Here is a 15,620-nt window from a genome sequence, read left to right on the forward strand (position 1 = left end):
GGCCAACTCTCCCCCTACAACCAACCCCAATACCCCGGCATGCTCGCCTCCCTCCTCATCCGCCAACTACGCGACGTAAAAGTCGTCGAACACCCATGACGGCAAGGGCCGCGTGTACCGAAGGCCGCATGCCCGCCCTCGCCCTCCGGGAGAATGAGGGCATGGAACTGCATGGGGACAAGGTCGTGCTGCGTCCGGTGGCCGACGGCGATACCGAGATCCTCGAAAGGATCGTCCGTGAACCGGAAGTCGCGGCGTGGTGGTCGCCGCCGGATGACTATGAGGGCATGCTGGCCGTGGTGTTCGAGGGGGAGGTCGTCGGCGCCGTCCAGTTCGCCGAGGAGACCGATCCCGAATTCCGCCGTGCGGGCATCGACGTCTTCCTGACGGCGAAGCGTCACGGGCAGGGGCTCGGTGCCGACACGGTGCGCACGCTGGCCCGGTGGCTGGTGCGGGAGCGCGGTCATCACCGGCTGACGATCGATCCCGCCGCGGACAACACGGTGGCGATCCGCTGCTACGGCAAAGTCGGGTTCAAGCCCGTGGGAATCATGCGGGCGTACGGGCGCGACCACCGGACGGGGGTCTGGAAGGACGGGCTGCTCATGGACCTGCTCGCGGACGAGCTGGTCTGAGGCGGTCGGCAGTCACGGCCGCGGGGCACGTACGCCACGACCACCACCACCGGCACCCGCTCCCTCTAACGCCTGGGCCCCCCGACCACGTAGACCGCCGTGCCCACGACGGCCAGGACGGCGGCCGTCCAGGTACCGGCCGTCGTGCCGGACGGCAGCATCATCCAGGTCAGCACCTGCGTCGCGACGCCGTCCGAGGGCGGGACGACGAGGGAGACCGACAGCCCCGCGAACGGCGGGATCCACGCGTACTGCGCCCCGCACCAGGCCGCCCCGAGGGCGACGAGTCCTGCCAGGCCCGCGCTGTCGCGCACGACGAAGGCGGTGGGTGCCTGTTGCCCGCTGATCGCCTGTACCGCCGACAGCACCGCGCCGATGAGCGCCCCGCAGAGCAGTACGTGCGCCGCCCTGCGGGGCATCCAGCGGATGGCTGCCGTGCGGTCCAGTCCGAGGTCCTGCCCGCCCAGACCGACCGAGAACGCGATGGCTCCCGCGGCGAGGACGAGCATGGTCAGCCGCGGGTCTCCCAGTGTTCCGCCGCCGATCCGGGCGAGCGCCCACACCGCCGCCGTGCTGAGCAGCGCCGCGGCGAGCGAGGCGGGGACGTGCCGCGAACGCGCGTACAGCGTCAGCCATCTCACGGGGTGGGACCGCCGTTCAGCAGGTTGAGCGGGTCGCCCGAGCAGGAGACGGCGGCGGCGTGCACGGCGCTGATCCGCTGCCGCTGATCAGCCTTCGGCAGCGCGGTGAACCTCTTCCACACCGGGCGGGCCACGTCGCTCTGGTCCTTCGCGGAATACATGGTCCCGTCGAGCGGGCGGAGGTCTTCCCCGAGGACCCACGCGGTCGCGATGCTCTGCGCGGCGGCGTCCTCCCGGGTGCCGCTCTCGGTGTCGCTGCGGGGGTGGCACAACGGGACCATGCCCTGTGCGACGAGAGCCCGGGTGAGGGGCCGCTCGCCCTCGGCCCCGCCGATCATCCGGTCGTCGAAGTCGAGGAGAACGGCGTCGCGCGACCGTTCCGGTGTGGCGCCGAGCGCCTTCGGCACGGTGGTCTCACGGATGGCGACGGGGGCCCGGTCACCCAGGGCGCCACGCATCAGGCGAAGTGCCTCCTTGCCGGGACCCGCCAGGTCGTCGAGCCGCGGCTGCTGGAGCGAGGTCACGCACACCGGGCCGTCGCACACCTGCTCCGCCGCTGCCCGGTCGACGACGTACGTGTCACGGGCGGCGGCCGGGAGCAGGAGCAGGGCGAGCGCCCCGCCCGCCAGCAGGGGGGTGAGGGCGAGCAGCCGGGTACGCGGGCGGGCGGCGGCCAGCAGGGCCAGGCCCGTCGCGGCCATGCCGAGCAGCCAGATCGTCTGACCGAGGTGGACCGGGACGGAGAGGGTGAGCAGCGTTTCGCGTACGTCCGCCACCGCCGGGGACAGCAGCGAGAAGGAGTTCGGCACGGCGGCGGAGGTCGGCAGCGGGGCGTCCGACGTCTGTACCTGCCGAAGGAAGTTGGTCATCGCGAGCGCGGCCACGGCCAGCGCGGGCGGGGTGAGGACGGAGGGCAGGACCCGCGCGACCCCCATGCCGAGGACGGCCCCGGCGCCCAGTGCGAGTGCGCCCACCAGCGAGAGGGGCAGCCAGCCGGCGTGGGCGTACGAGGCGTCGCCCGCGAGGACCCGTACGGCGCCCAGGAGGACGAGGAGGGTGAAGGCCGCGGCCAGCGTGAACGCCGTCGTGCCCGCCAGGGTGGCCGCTCGGTCCCGGGCGGGGCGCGGGGTGCTGGTCAGCAGTTCGGACATCTTCGAGCGGTGGTCGCGCAGCCCCTGGAGCGCCCCGAGCCCCACGGCGAGCGGCCACAGGAAGATCAGCAGGTACCGGGTCCACAGGGCCATGGAGGTCCACTGGGCCGTCCACAGAGCCGTTCCCTTCGACCACGGTCCGGGGATGAGATGCAGGAACGCGAGCGCGGCCACCAGGATGACGGCGCCGGCCCATGGGGCGACGGAGCGCCGTAGTTCGATGCGCAGGATACGGGTGTTCACCAGGCGCTCCTCGTCTGTGCGGGGTCGGCCAGCAGGGCCGAGTAGCCGCGCTCCAGCGGGCTGTCGCCCACGTGTTCCGGGCCGCCCGCCGCCGCCAGCTCGTCCGGGGTGCCCTGGAAGACCAGCCGTCCCTCGGCGAAGAGCACCACATCGGTGCAGGCGGCGGCCACGTCCTCCACCAGGTGGGTCGAGACGACCACGCAGGCGTCCGTCCCCAGCTCCTGGAGCAGTTCACGGAAGCGCAGCCGCTGTGCCGGGTCGAGGCCGACCGTCGGCTCGTCGAGCAGCAGGACCGAGGGGTCGTTGACGATGGCCTGGGCGATGCCGGCCCGTCGCACCATTCCGCCCGAGAGGGCCTTCATCCGTTCGTCGGCGCGGTCGGCCAGGCCGACCCGCTCCACGGCGCGCTGTGTCGCCGCGGGGATGTCCGCCTTGGGCACCTCCTTGAGCCAGGCCATGTACTCCACGAACTCCCGCACGGTGAAGCGCTTGTAGTAGCCGAACTCCTGCGGCAGATAGCCGATCCGGCGGCGCAGTGCCCGGTGCTCGCCGAGCCCGCCCACGGACTCCCCGAGCAGTTCCAGCTCACCTCCGGCGGGGCGCAGCACGGTGGCCAGCGCCCGGATGAGGGTGGTCTTGCCCGCTCCATTGGGGCCGAGCAGACCGTGTACGCCGGTTCCCAGCGAGAGGTCGAGCCCGTTCACGGCCCATCGGTTTCTGCCGACCTTGACCTTCAGACCGGTCGCCCGGATCTCCCAGGCGTAGGCCGTGGGGGCCAGATCGGCCCTGCTCACTGCGGGCATGGTGCGCTTCCTGTTCTCGCGGGGGGTTCTTCGTACGGTGACCGTTCGGAGGTTCGTGCGGTGATCGTTCGGGGTTCGCACGGTGACCGTTCGGGGTTCATCGGTGACCGAATCGGGGGTCATCTGTGGGCGCGCAGCACGGTGTACGCGCCCCTGCGGGCGATCACGACGGCGACGCCGAGCGCGAGGAGCAGTCCCCACACCGGCAGGCCGTCCGTTCGCAGGGCGGCGGCCGTACCGCTGGTGACCAGGGTCGGCGCCGCCACCACCGCACCCCATACGGCCACCAGGGCGACGGCGGCGCGGGTCACACCGATCAGCCCGCCGAGGGCCAGGGTCATCGAGGTGAAGGCCAGGCAGGGCAGCAGCCACTGCGCGGCCGTCACCCCTGTCGCCCATCCCCCCGCCAGCAGGGCGGGGATCACCACGACGAGCACGGAGGCGGTGCGCCGCAGCACCAGGTGCAGCCCCGCCCTCGGGGTGGAGGCCGTCAGCTCGTACGCCGGGTCCAGGCCGCGCGACCACGAGGCGGCCACCCCGCACACGGGCAGAACGGGGGCGAGCAGCAGCACCAGCGACACCTGACCGGAACCGGGTCCCGCCAGGTCCAGCAGCAGGGCGAGCAGTGTCACGGCCAGGACCATGGCCAGCCACGGCGTCATGGCGGGTGTCGTCCACGCCGACAGCCGGGTCCGGCGCCTGCGCGGCGGTGCCGGGACGGCCGCGGCCAGCTGGGGTTCGAGACCGGCCCAGACGGCTTCGGTCAGCGCCGCGACAGCGGGCGCCTCGGCCGTGACGGCGGCCGACAGCCGGTCACGGCAGACCCGGCACCCCTCCAGATGGGACTCAAGGGCCCACACCTCGTCCGCGACGAGGTCCGTACCGCCGCGGGCGTACCCGTCGATGAGCCGTGCCGACGCGTGTTCCACATTCATGCCAGCGTCTCCCGCATCGCGATCCGGGCCCGGCGGGCGCGGGTCTTGACCGTTCCCTCGGGCAGTCCGAGCAGGACGGCGGTCTCCCGGACGGACAGTCCGTCGAGCACCATGGCCTGCAGTACGTCTCTGAGTTCCGGCGCGAGGCACCGCAGCGCGTCCCCGACGTCACCGCCGACGGTGGCCACCAGCGCCTCGTCCTCCGCCGCGGGCGCCACGGGGTGCGGGGCGGCGGCGGGGGGCGGTTCCGCGTGGTGGGCCCGGCGCCGGAACGCGTCGACGAGGCGGCGGGCCGCGATCGTCCAGAGCCAGCCGACGGCCGTACCTCCGGCCCGGCTCCCGGCGAAGGAACCCGCCGCCCGCCACACCGCCAGATACGTCTCCTGCATGACCTCGGCGACGATCTGCGGGTCCGCGCAGCGACGGCTCAGCCGTACCGCCAGCCACGGTGACGTACGCCGGTACAGCTCCTCGAAGGCGGCCCGGTCACCCCGGGCCACGCGTCGGAGGAGCCGCTCCTCGTCCAGTTCCTGCGGCGGTGCCGCCCCAACCCGTTTCACACCTGCTAGACGCCCGGCCGGGGCCGCGGGTTTTCCCTGGGGAGTGATCCAGGTCACATCCGCTCACCGGCCCCACCGGGCATTCCTACCCGACGGGTGCGCCCTCCCCGCCGGGCGCCCCCTCCCCCACGTGACCGAGCCCACCCCCCACTCCGTTAAAACTCCCGCAACAATGAAGTGGTGATCACTTCGCCGCCACGGAGCAGCCACCGTCGCACCGAGCACGCGCCGACGCCCTACGTCGACCTGTCACGCGCCGAGTGGAGCGCGCTGCGCGACAAGACCCCGCTGCCGCTGACCGCCGAGGAGGTGGAGCAGCTGCGTGGACTCGGCGATGTCATCGACCTCGACGAGGTACGGGACGTGTACCTGCCGCTCTCCCGGCTCCTCAACCTCTACGTCCAGGCCACTTCCGGACTGCGCGGCGCCCTGAACACCTTCCTGGGCGACGCGGGCAACGGCCACGGCGCACAGCGCGGCACCCCGTTCGTCATAGGGGTCGCGGGCAGTGTCGCGGTCGGCAAGTCCACCAGCGCCCGTATCCTCCAGGCCCTGCTGGCCCGCTGGCCGGAGCACCCGCGCGTGGAGCTGGTGACCACGGACGGGTTCCTGCTGCCGATGAAGGAGCTCCAGGCACGCGGCCTGATGTCGCGCAAGGGCTTCCCGGAGTCGTACGACCGGCGCGCCCTGACCCGTTTCGTCGCCGACATCAAGGCCGGCAAGGACGAGGTCACGGCACCGGTCTACTCCCACCTGATCTACGACATCGTGCCCGGCGAACGGCTCACCGTGCGCCGCCCCGACATCCTCATCGTCGAGGGCCTCAATGTGCTCCAGCCCGCCATGCCCGGCAAGGACGGCCGCACCAGGGTCGGTCTCGCCGACTACTTCGACTTCAGTGTGTACGTGGACGCGCGCGCCGAGGACATCGAGACCTGGTACCTCAACCGCTTCCGCCAACTGCGCGAGACGGCGTTCCAGAACCCGTTCTCGTACTTCCGCAAGTACACCCAGGTCTCCGAGGAAGAGGCCATGGACTACGCGCGCACCATGTGGCGGACCATCAACAAGCCCAATCTGCTGGAGAACGTCGCGCCGACGCGCGGCCGTGCCACCCTGGTGCTCCGCAAGGGGCCGGACCACAAGGTCCAACGGCTGTCCCTGCGCAAACTCTGACCCCGGGAGCGCCGTGCTGCATCTGCGTCTGATCGTGCCCGCCGACGCCACGGACAAGGTGGTCCGCCTGCTGGAGACCACCGTGGGCACCGCCCATCTGGCGGTACTGACGGGCGCGGCCCGCGACCCCGCCGGCGATGTGGTGATGTGCGACGTGGCCCGTGAGGCGGGCGACGAGCTGATCGGCGCGCTGCGCGACATGGGCATCGACAAGTCCGGTTCGATCACCGTCGAGAACATGGACCTGACGCTCTCCGCGCACGCGGACCGGGCGGAGAAGGCGGCGCCGGGCGAGGGCGCGGACGCGGTGCTGTGGGCGGAGCTGACGGAGGCGACCCACGAGGAGTCGACGTTCAGCGTCACCTACGTGGCGTTCCTCGCCGTCGCCACGATGCTCGCCGCCTGCGGTGTGATGCTCGACAACGCGATCCTGATCGTGGGCGCGATGGCGGTCGGCCCGGAGTTCGGCCCGCTGGCCGGGATCTCCACGGCCCTGGTCCGGCGCTCCCCGCACCTGGTGTGGCGCGCACTGTGGACGCTGATCGCCGGCTTCGCCATCGCGATGGTGGTGACGGCCGGGTTCGCCTGGCTGATGGACGCCTTCGGCCTGTTCACCCGCTCGATGGTCGAGGGTGACCGGCCGAACACGGCCTTCATCTGGAAGCCGGACTGGATGTCGTTCGTGGTGGCGTTCCTGGCGGGGATCGCCGGGACGCTCTCGCTGACCTCGGCGAAGTCCGGGGCGCTGATCGGCGTGGCGATCTCCGTGACGACGGTCCCGGCGGCGGCGAACGCGGCGGTCGCGTTCAGCTACTCGGACTACACCCAGACGATCGGCTCCACCCAGCAGCTGCTGGCCAACCTGGGCGGCATCGTCCTCGCGGGCACCCTGACCCTGCTGGTCCAGAAGGGCCTGTGGGCGCTTCACCGCCGCTCGGAAACCGCGGTGAGGCGCCCACCCGTCTGATCAGGCCCGGGGCCGACTCGTCTGATCAGGCCCGGGGCCGGCCCGGCCGGGCGGCACTGTCCTGGCCCGGCGCCGGGACACCGGCCCGGCCAGGACCCGTCCGGCCTGGCGCCGGAATCCCGTGCGCGGTCCGGAATCCCGGCCCGGCGCCGGAATCCCGGCCGCCGCCCGGCGTCCGTCCGCAGGCGTCCCCGTGCCCGTGCTCCCGTCCCCGTACCCGCCCCGGCGGTCCCGCGGTCGCTATCCGAGCGCGGACTTCACCACATCGGCCAGCCGGCCCGCCACGGCCCGCGCCTGCTCGATGTCGGCCGCCTCGACCATGACCCGTACCAGCGGCTCCGTACCCGACTGGCGCAGCAGCACGCGTCCGGTGGAGCCCAGCTCGCGCTCCGCCTCAAGCACCGCGGCGGCCAGTTCGGCGCACGTGGCCACCCGGGACTTGTCGACGTCCGGCACATTGATCAGGACCTGCGGCAGGCGCGCCATGACCCCGGCCAGCTCGGCGAGGCTCCGGCCGGTCGCGGCGACCCGGGCGGCCAGCAGCAGGCCGGTCAGGGTGCCGTCGCCGGTCGTGGCGTGGTCCAGGACGATGACATGGCCGGACTGCTCGCCGCCGAGCGCGAAGCCCTCGGCCTTCATCGACTCCAGTACGTAACGGTCGCCGACGGCGGTCTGGACGAGCTGGATGCCCTCCCGCTCCATGGCGATCTTGAAGCCGAGGTTCGACATGACGGTGCCGACCACGGTGTCCTTGCGCAGCTTCCCGGCGTCCCGCATGGCGAGGGCGAGCACGGCCAGGATCTGGTCGCCGTCGATCTCCTCGCCCGCCGCGTCCACGGCCAGGCAGCGGTCGGCGTCGCCGTCGTGCGCGATGCCGAGGTCGGCGCCGTGCTCGACGACGGCGGCCCGCAGCAGCTCCAGATGGGTGGAGCCGCAGCCGTCGTTGATGTTGAGGCCGTCGGGCTCGGCACCGATCGTGACGACCTCGGCCCCGGCGCGGGCGAACGCCTCGGGCGAGACATGGGCGGCGGCGCCGTGCGCCTCGTCCAGGACCACCTTCAGCCCGTCGAGCCGGTTCGGCAGGACCGCGATGAGGTGGGCGACGTAGCGGTCGAAGCCCTCCGTGTAGTCGGTGACCCGGCCGACCCCGGCGCCGGTCGGGCGCGCCCACGGCTCACCGGTGCGGTGCTGCTCGTAGACGGTCTCGATCCGGTCCTCCAGCTCGTCGGCGAGCTTGTGCCCGCCGCGGGCGAAGAACTTCACGCCGTTGTCCGGCATGGCGTTGTGGCTGGCGGAGAGCATCACGCCGATGTCGGCGCCGAGCGCGCCGGTGAGATACGCGACGGCGGGGGTGGGCAGCACGCCCACGCGCAGGACGTCCACGCCCGCGCTGGCGAGGCCCGCCACCACGGCGGCCTCCAGGAACTCTCCGGACGCGCGTGGGTCACGGCCCACCACGGCGGTCGGCCGATGCCCCTCGAAGGTGCCCGCCTCGGCCAGTACGTGCGCCGCCGCGACCGAGAGTCCGAGCGCGAGCTCGGCCGTCAAGTCCGCGTTGGCGACACCGCGCACGCCGTCCGTGCCGAAGAGTCGTCCCACTGGTGTCCTCCGAGATGCTCCGAAACCGCACAATCACAGCAACAAAAACGGGCAAAACGCAACAAGCCACGGCGGCGCGGTGCGCCACCGGACAGGGAAATGCCAATAAGCGTCTTATGCCGTTATACGCCCGCGAGGGGCGATAAACGAACGCCCCAGCAGCACGGAGTGTGCCGCCGGGGCGAACGTGTAAAACAGACGAGCAGGCGATTTAGCGCTTGCTGTACTGCGGGGCCTTACGGGCCTTCTTGAGACCGGCCTTCTTGCGCTCGACCGCACGGTCGTCGCGGGAGAGGAAGCCGGCCTTCTTCAGCGTGGCGCGGTTGTTGTCCACGTCCGCCTCGTTCAGCGCGCGGGCCACACCGAGGCGCAGGGCACCGGCCTGGCCGGAGACGCCGCCACCCGAGATACGGGCGATGACGTCGTAGCGGCCGTCGAGCTCAAGCACCTTGAAGGGCTCGTTGACTTCCTGCTGGTGCACCTTGTTGGGGAAGTAGTCCTCAAGGGTGCGACCGTTGATCTTCCACTTGCCGGTGCCCGGAACGATCCGGACGCGGGCGATGGCGTTCTTGCGACGGCCGAGGCCGGCCGCGGGCTGCGGGTCGCCGAAGCGGCCGGCGAGGGACTCGCTGGTGTACTCGCCCTCGACGGGAACCTCCGACTCGAAGGTGGTCACCTCGGCGAAGGTCTCTTCGCCCTCAGTTCCCTCGACGGGCGTCTCAACAGTGGTCTCGGCCACGATTCTCCTCAGATCTTTCTGTACGTCTTAGGGGGTGGCCGGAACTACTGCGCGACCTGGGTGATCTCGAACGGGACCGGCTGCTGAGCAGCGTGCGGGTGCTGGTCGCCCGCGTAGACCTTGAGCTTCGAGAGCATCTGACGGCCCAGGGTGTTCTTGGGGATCATGCCCTTGATGGCCTTCTCGACAGCCTTCTCGGGGTTCTTCGAGAGCAGCTCGTCGTAGCGCACCGAACGGAGACCGCCCGGGAAGCCCGAGTGGCGGTACGCCATCTTCTGGGTCTTCTTGTTGCCGGAGAGGTGAACCTTCTCGGCGTTGATGATGATGACGAAGTCGCCCATGTCCATGTGGGGGGCGTAGATCGCCTTGTGCTTGCCTCGGAGGAGGTTCGCAGCCGTGGTGGCCAGACGGCCCAGGACGATGTCCTGAGCGTCGATGATGTGCCACTGGCGCGTCACATCTCCGGGCTTGGGGCTGTACGTACGCACGGTCGTAGCCTTCGCTTCTTCAGTGGATGGGGGTCCAGACACATGGCACCTCTGAAGCGATCATGCAGCTGGGGCTCACAGTGCCGGGAACGCTGCCCGTATGCGAGCCACTGGTAACTGCTCCAGGGAACCTACGTAAGGGCCCTTCGCGTGAGAACGACGAAGCCAATACGCATAACAATCGCCGACGATACCCGCCCCGCCCCCGACGGGTCAAAACGCGCCGCCCCTACCGGGCCCGCTCCACCCTCCGCTCGTCCCACACCGGCTCGGTCGTCTCCCGGACCACCCCGTCCGAACCGAACACCAGATACCGGTCGAAGGACTTCGCGAACCACCGGTCGTGCGTGACGGCCATCACGGTGCCGTCGTACGCCTCCAGGCCGTCCTGGAGCGCCTCCGCCGACTCCAGGTCCAGGTTGTCCGTCGGCTCGTCCAGCAGCAGCGCCGTCGTACCCGCCAGCTCCAGGAGCAGGATCTGGAACCGCGCCTGCTGCCCGCCGGACAGCTTCTCGAAGGGCTGGTCCCCCTGCCGCTCCAGCTCGTACCGCCGCAGCACCGACATCGCCCCGCCCCGGTCCTTGGCGTGCTCCGTCCACAGGATCTCGACGAGCGTCTTGCCCAGGAGCTCCGGATGGGCGTGCGTCTGCGCGAAGTGTCCCGGCACGACCCGTGCCCCGAGCTTCCACTCCCCCGAGTGCGCCACCGGCTCCCCCGCCAGCAGCCGCAGGAAGTGCGACTTCCCCGACCCGTTGGATCCGAGGACGGCGACCCGCTCCCCGTAGAAGATCTCCAGGTCGAACGGCTTCATGAGCCCGGTCAGCTCCAGCCCCTTGCAGGTCACGGCCCGCACACCGGTGCGCCCGCCGCGCAGCCGCATCTTGATGTCCTGCTCGCGCGGCGGCTCCGGCGGCGGCCCGGCGTCCTCGAACTTCTTGAACCGGGTCTGCATCGCCCGGTAGCGCGAGGCCATGTCGGGGCTGATCGCCGCCTGCTGCCGCAGCCGGTGGACGAGCGCCTTCAGCCGGGCGTGCTCCTCCTCCCAGCGCCGCAGCAGCTCCTCGAACCGGGCGAACCGGTCCTTGCGCGCCTGGTGGTACGTGTCGAAACCCGCGCCGTGCACCCACACATCGCTGCCCGCCGGGCTCGGCTCCACGCTGACGATCTTCTCGGCGGCCCGGGACAGCAGCTCCCGGTCGTGGGAGACGAAGAGCACCGTCTTACGGGTCTCCTTCAGCTTCCCCTCCAGCCACCGCTTTCCGGGGACGTCCAGATAGTTGTCCGGCTCGTCCAGCAGCAGCACCTCGTCCGGCCCCCGGAGCAGCGCCTCCAGCACGAGCCGCTTCTGCTCACCGCCGCTGAGTGTCCGCACCTCCCGCCACTGCGCCTTCTCGTAGGGGACGCCGAGCGCGGCCATCGTGCACATGTCCCAGACCGTCTCGGCCTCGTACCCCCGGGCCTCCGCCCAGTCGCTCAGGGCCTGCGCGTACGCCATCTGCGCGGCCTCGTCGTCGACCGTGAGGATCAGCTCCTCGGCCACGTCCACGGCCTTCGCCGCTTCCCGGATACGGGGCTGGGCCACGGACACCAGCAGGTCGCGCACGGTCCGCTCGTCCCGTACGGAGCCCACGAACTGGGCCATCACGCCGAGCCCGCCGCTCACCGAGACCGTGCCGCCGTGCGGCTGGAGCTCGCCCGCGAGCAGGCGCAGCAGGGTCGTCTTGCCCGCGCCGTTCGCCCCGACGAGGGCGACGACGGCCCCGTCCGCCACCCGGAACGAAGCATCGCCGAGCAGCACCCGCCCGTCCGGTAGGTAGTACTCCAGGTGGCCTGCTTCAAGATGTCCCATACACAGCATTGTCACGTCCTGCGAAGCCCTGGCCCAACCGGTTTACCGAGGCTCCAGGACCGACCGGCAAATGGGGGCGGGAGAAGGAGCGGGGCTGGGTGCGTGCGGCTGCGAGGCGGAGGATTGAGGCAGATGGGGTCTCCCCTGCTCAAGCGCAGCCGAGAGCTTGGGGAAGGAGCCATGGTGATTGACGACAACGCCGCCCCCCATTTGCCGGTCGGTCTAAGATTCGCCGCATGAGCTTTGGGCAAGGGGGGCCCTCCTGGGGGCCGGGAGATCAGCACACTCCGGACTGGGCGGCACTGGCCGACGAGTCCGCCGCACGCGGCCGACGCAAGAAGTGGCTGATGATCGGCGGCGGGGCGCTCGCCACCGCCGTGGTCGGCGCGATCGTGGCCACGGCCGTCATCTCGACCAACAACGGCAACAAGCCGTCCGGCTCCGACAAGAACGCGAGCGAGCTGCCGGCCCCGGCCGAGCTGCCCTCGGACACCTCCGAGCCCGCGCCGTCCTTCTCCTCGGTGGCGCCGCCGCCCCCGCCGGATCCGAAGGACTACATATCCGACGCCAAGAAGGACAAGGCGCCGATCACCGTCGACGGCTTCTTCCCCGGCAAGAAGCTGACGATGGGCGACCGCGTCCACATCAAGGGCGCCACGAACCGCACCACCAGCTGCGCCGCGGGCACCCAGGGCGCGCTCGGCGCGATCCTCGCGAACAACGGCTGCGAGCAGCTCATCCGCGCCACGTACCGCAAGGGCGGCATCGCGGTCACCGTCGGCGTCGCGGTGTTCAGCACCGAGGCGCGGGCGCAGAAGGCCGCCAAGCAGGCCTCCGGCGGCATCGCGTCGCTCAGCGGCGAGGGCGTCCCCACCTTCTGCCGTGCCGGTACGGTCTGCCGTCGCACCGCCAACTCCTACGGCCGTTACGCGTACTTCACCGTCGGCGGCTTCACCGACGGCAAGCGCGTCACCACGGCCGACAAGAACGTGTACGCGGTCGGCGACGACCTGACCGACTTCACGTTCCGCCAGATCAGGCACCGGGGCGAGGTCCAGGCGTCCAACGCGGCGGCGGCTCCGGCCGGCTGACGCCCCGTCCGGGCACCGCTCGCAGGGGCGGTGCCCGGACGGCCGACGGCGCCGGAGCGGTTCAGCAGCAGCCCGCCCCCGGCAGCGTCCTGACGTTCCGCGCCTCCAGGGCTCGTGCGGCCAGCAACTCATCGGCCGGGTACGCCACTTCCTCCAGCGTCAGCCCGTGCGGTCGCACCACGTGCACCGCGGGGTCCCGCACCTTCGCCGCCAGCACCTCGGCGGGCCACCCGGCCGGCCGCCGCCCGTCGCCCACGAACAGCGCCGCGCCGATCAGCGCCCGCACCATGTTGTGGCAGAAGGCGTCGGCCTGCACGGTCGCCGTGAGCACCCCCGACGCCCCGTCCCGTACCCAGCTCAGCTTCTGGAGCGTACGGATGGTGGTCGCGCCCTCACGCTTCTTGCAGTACGCCGCGAAGTCGTGCTCCCCGACCATGAGGGCAGCCGCCTCGTTCATCGCGTCCACGTCCAACGGCCGGTCGTGCCACAGCACATGACCGCGGGTCAACGGGTCGACGCCGCCGGGGCGGTCCCCCACCCGGTAGGCGTAGCGCCGCCACATCGCCGAGAACCGCGCGTTGAACCCGGCCGGCGCCACCGCCGCCCGCCAGATCCGCACATCCAGCGGCAGCCGCCCGGCCATCCGCCGCAGCAGCTTCTCCTCGTGCTCGGCCCACACCTCGGCCGGCAGGTCGACATGCGCCACCTGCCCCCGCGCGTGCACCCCGGCATCGGTACGCCCGGCCACCGTCAGGTCGTAGGTGCGCGAGGACCGCGTCACGGTCCGCAGCGCGTCCTCGATCTCCCCCTGCACGGTCCGCCTGCTGGTCTGCTTCGCCCAGCCGGAGAAGTCCTTCCCGTCGTACGAAAGGTCCAGTCGCACCCGTACGAATCCGGGCTCCGCCTCGTCACTCACCACGCGTCCCCTCTCGAAACCCGTTCCACCCCGTCACAGCAGAACGGGCCCGCACCGCCCCGAAGGGTGATGCGGGCCCGTCCCGTGGTCCTCAGAACGCTCAGGCGTCCTTGGACTCCGCGTCGGCCTCGGCCGGCTTGGCGTCCTCGACGACCTCGGCCGGAGCCTCGTCCTTCTTGAGGGCGTCCTCCTTGACCGCACGCTTCGTCGCGGCCTCGGCCTCACCGGTGGCCTGCTGGGCCACGGTCAGCGCCTCGACCAGCTCGATGACGGCCATCGGGGCGTTGTCGCCACGACGGTTGCCGATCTTGGTGATGCGGGTGTAACCACCGGGGCGGTTCTCGTACCGCGGGGCGATCTCGGTGAAGAGCGTGTGCACGATGCTCTTGTCCGTGATCGTCTGCAGCACCAGGCGACGGTTGTGGATGTCGCCCTTCTTCGCCTTGGTGACCAGGCGCTCGGCGACCGGACGCAGGCGACGGGCCTTGGCCTCGGTCGTGGTGATGCGACCGTGCTCGAACAGCGACTTCGCCAGGTTGGCGAGAAGCAGACGCTCGTGCGCGGCGCTGCCGCCCAGACGGGCACCCTTTGCGGGACGCGGCATGGTGTTTCTCCTTGTGTGCTGCACCGGCCGTATCAGGTACCGGTGTCAGTTCCCGTGCGGCGGTCGCCACACGGAAGTCCAGGTGCTGGAACGAATCCCAGCCCGTCCGAGCCAAAAACCGACCCGTCCGGCGATTGAGGACAAAGCCCTCGCCCGGCCCGGGGCACCCAGCGATTCCGGGCACCCCTGCCGGAGGCGTACTAGTACTGCTCGGTCTCCACGAAACCGGCATCCGCGTCGTCGTCCGCGCCGAAGGCGTCCGCCGCGGCGGTCGGGTCGAAGCCGGGAGGCGAGTCCTTCAGCGCGAGGCCCATACCGGCCAGCTTCGCCTTGACCTCGTCGATCGACTTCGCACCGAAGTTGCGGATGTCGAGCAGGTCGGCCTCGGAACGCGCCACGAGCTCACCCACGGAGTGGATGCCCTCGCGCTTGAGGCAGTTGTACGAGCGGACCGTGAGCTCCAGCTCCTCGATCGGCAGCGCCAGATCAGCGGCCAGGGCCGCGTCCGTCGGCGACGGGCCCATGTCGATGCCCTCGGCGTCGATGTTGAGCTCGCGCGCCAGACCGAACAGCTCGACCAGGGTCTTACCGGCGGACGCCATGGCGTCGCGCGGGCGCATGGCCTGCTTGGTCTCGACGTCGACGATCAGCTTGTCGAAGTCGGTGCGCTGCTCGACACGGGTCGCCTCGACCTTGTACGTGACCTTGAGCACCGGCGAGTAGATGGAGTCGACCGGAATCCGGCCGATCTCCTGGCCCACCTGCTTGTTCTGGACGGCGGAGACGTAGCCGCGACCGCGCTCGACGGTCAGCTCCATCTCCAGCTTGCCCTTGCCGTTCAGCGTGGCCAGGACCAGGTCCGGGTTGTGGACCTCGACACCGGCCGGCGGGGCGATGTCAGCAGCGGTGACCAGGCCGGGACCCTGCTTGCGCAGGTACATCACGACCGGCTCGTCGTGCTCCGAGGAGACGACCAGCTGCTTGATGTTGAGGATGAGGTCGGTCACGTCCTCCTTGACGCCCGGCACGGTGGTGAACTCGTGCAGGACACCGTCGATCCGGATGCTGGTGACAGCAGCGCCGGGGATCGAGGAGAGGAGCGTGCGGCGCAGGGAGTTGCCGAGGGTGTAGCCGAAGCCCGGCTCCAGCGGCTCGATGACGAACCGGGACCGGAACTCGTCGACGACCTCTTCGGTCAGCGACGGACGCTGAGCGATCAGCAT

16 protein-coding genes are annotated in these 15,620 nt (G+C 71.0%); 4 read left to right on the forward strand and 12 right to left on the reverse strand.

Annotated elements, in window-relative coordinates; genetic code table 11:
* Positions 1–161: 161 nt before the first annotated feature.
* Positions 162–635 (forward strand): aminoglycoside 6'-N-acetyltransferase, encoded by a 474-nt coding sequence (gene aac(6'), locus ABT170_RS28710; RefSeq protein WP_351872206.1) that lies wholly within the window; start codon positions 162–164, stop codon positions 633–635.
* Positions 636–700: 65 nt separating this feature from the next.
* On the opposite strand, the gene ABT170_RS28715 is transcribed toward aac(6'), so the two are convergent.
* The 5 genes from ABT170_RS28715 to ABT170_RS28735 form a co-directional block, all read right to left on the reverse strand.
* Positions 701–1,276 (reverse strand): hypothetical protein, encoded by a 576-nt coding sequence (locus ABT170_RS28715; RefSeq protein ID WP_351872209.1) that lies wholly within the window; start codon positions 1,274–1,276, stop codon positions 701–703.
* On the reverse strand, positions 1,273–2,670 hold the full coding sequence (locus ABT170_RS28720; protein WP_329940658.1) for a hypothetical protein: 1,398 nt from the start codon (positions 2,668–2,670) through the stop codon (positions 1,273–1,275). Before ABT170_RS28720 ends, ABT170_RS28715 begins: the two co-directional genes overlap by 4 nt.
* Positions 2,667–3,473 carry an ABC transporter ATP-binding protein gene (locus ABT170_RS28725; RefSeq protein WP_329940659.1) on the reverse strand — a complete coding sequence of 269 codons (807 nt, stop codon included), beginning with the start codon at positions 3,471–3,473 and terminating at the stop codon, positions 2,667–2,669. Before ABT170_RS28725 ends, ABT170_RS28720 begins: the two co-directional genes overlap by 4 nt.
* A 119-nt stretch (positions 3,474–3,592) precedes the next feature.
* Positions 3,593–4,408 carry a zf-HC2 domain-containing protein gene (locus ABT170_RS28730; RefSeq protein WP_351872212.1) on the reverse strand — a complete coding sequence of 272 codons (816 nt, stop codon included), beginning with the start codon at positions 4,406–4,408 and terminating at the stop codon, positions 3,593–3,595.
* Entirely contained in the window at positions 4,405–4,968 is a 564-nt protein-coding gene (locus ABT170_RS28735) for an RNA polymerase sigma factor (protein WP_329940661.1), read from the reverse strand. Before ABT170_RS28735 ends, ABT170_RS28730 begins: the two co-directional genes overlap by 4 nt.
* Positions 4,969–5,148: 180 nt before the next feature.
* Between ABT170_RS28735 and coaA the strand changes: the two genes are divergently transcribed.
* Positions 5,149–6,144 carry a type I pantothenate kinase gene (gene coaA, locus ABT170_RS28740; protein ID WP_351872216.1) on the forward strand — a complete coding sequence of 332 codons (996 nt, stop codon included), beginning with the start codon at positions 5,149–5,151 and terminating at the stop codon, positions 6,142–6,144.
* A 13-nt stretch (positions 6,145–6,157) separates the two neighbouring features.
* Entirely contained in the window at positions 6,158–7,111 is a 954-nt protein-coding gene (locus ABT170_RS28745; protein WP_329940663.1) for a DUF389 domain-containing protein, read from the forward strand.
* A 240-nt stretch (positions 7,112–7,351) separates the two neighbouring features.
* Here ABT170_RS28745 and glmM read toward each other — a convergent pair whose 3' ends face one another.
* The 4 genes from glmM to ABT170_RS28765 form a co-directional block, all read right to left on the reverse strand.
* Positions 7,352–8,710: a phosphoglucosamine mutase gene (glmM, locus tag ABT170_RS28750; protein ID WP_329940664.1), complete on the reverse strand. Its 1,359-nt coding sequence runs from the start codon at positions 8,708–8,710 to the stop codon at positions 7,352–7,354.
* 211 nt (positions 8,711–8,921) lie between these two features.
* Positions 8,922–9,449: a 30S ribosomal protein S9 gene (gene rpsI / locus ABT170_RS28755; protein WP_014154572.1), complete on the reverse strand. Its 528-nt coding sequence runs from the start codon at positions 9,447–9,449 to the stop codon at positions 8,922–8,924.
* Positions 9,450–9,493: 44 nt separating this feature from the next.
* Complete coding sequence (rplM, locus tag ABT170_RS28760) at positions 9,494–9,937, reverse strand: 50S ribosomal protein L13 (RefSeq protein WP_037688030.1); 444 nt, start codon at positions 9,935–9,937, stop codon at positions 9,494–9,496.
* Positions 9,938–10,166: 229 nt separating this feature from the next.
* Positions 10,167–11,795 carry an ABC-F family ATP-binding cassette domain-containing protein gene (locus ABT170_RS28765; RefSeq protein ID WP_329940665.1) on the reverse strand — a complete coding sequence of 543 codons (1,629 nt, stop codon included), beginning with the start codon at positions 11,793–11,795 and terminating at the stop codon, positions 10,167–10,169.
* A gap of 227 nt (positions 11,796–12,022) precedes the next feature.
* Between ABT170_RS28765 and ABT170_RS28770 the strand changes: the two genes are divergently transcribed.
* Positions 12,023–12,877 carry a hypothetical protein gene (locus ABT170_RS28770; protein WP_351872222.1) on the forward strand — a complete coding sequence of 285 codons (855 nt, stop codon included), beginning with the start codon at positions 12,023–12,025 and terminating at the stop codon, positions 12,875–12,877.
* A 61-nt stretch (positions 12,878–12,938) separates the two neighbouring features.
* Here ABT170_RS28770 and truA read toward each other — a convergent pair whose 3' ends face one another.
* From truA to ABT170_RS28785, 3 genes are all read right to left on the reverse strand, one after another.
* On the reverse strand, positions 12,939–13,793 hold the full coding sequence (truA, locus tag ABT170_RS28775) for a tRNA pseudouridine(38-40) synthase TruA (RefSeq protein WP_329940667.1): 855 nt from the start codon (positions 13,791–13,793) through the stop codon (positions 12,939–12,941).
* A 100-nt stretch (positions 13,794–13,893) separates the two neighbouring features.
* Complete coding sequence (rplQ, locus tag ABT170_RS28780; RefSeq protein WP_266931740.1) at positions 13,894–14,397, reverse strand: 50S ribosomal protein L17; 504 nt, start codon at positions 14,395–14,397, stop codon at positions 13,894–13,896.
* Positions 14,398–14,597: 200 nt separating this feature from the next.
* On the reverse strand, positions 14,598–15,620 hold the full coding sequence (locus ABT170_RS28785; RefSeq protein ID WP_003966937.1) for a DNA-directed RNA polymerase subunit alpha: 1,023 nt from the start codon (positions 15,618–15,620) through the stop codon (positions 14,598–14,600).

Origin of the sequence: Streptomyces sp. NPDC001787 (genome assembly GCF_040297465.1) — a bacterium.
Taxonomy (GTDB): Bacteria; Actinomycetota; Actinomycetes; order Streptomycetales; family Streptomycetaceae; genus Streptomyces.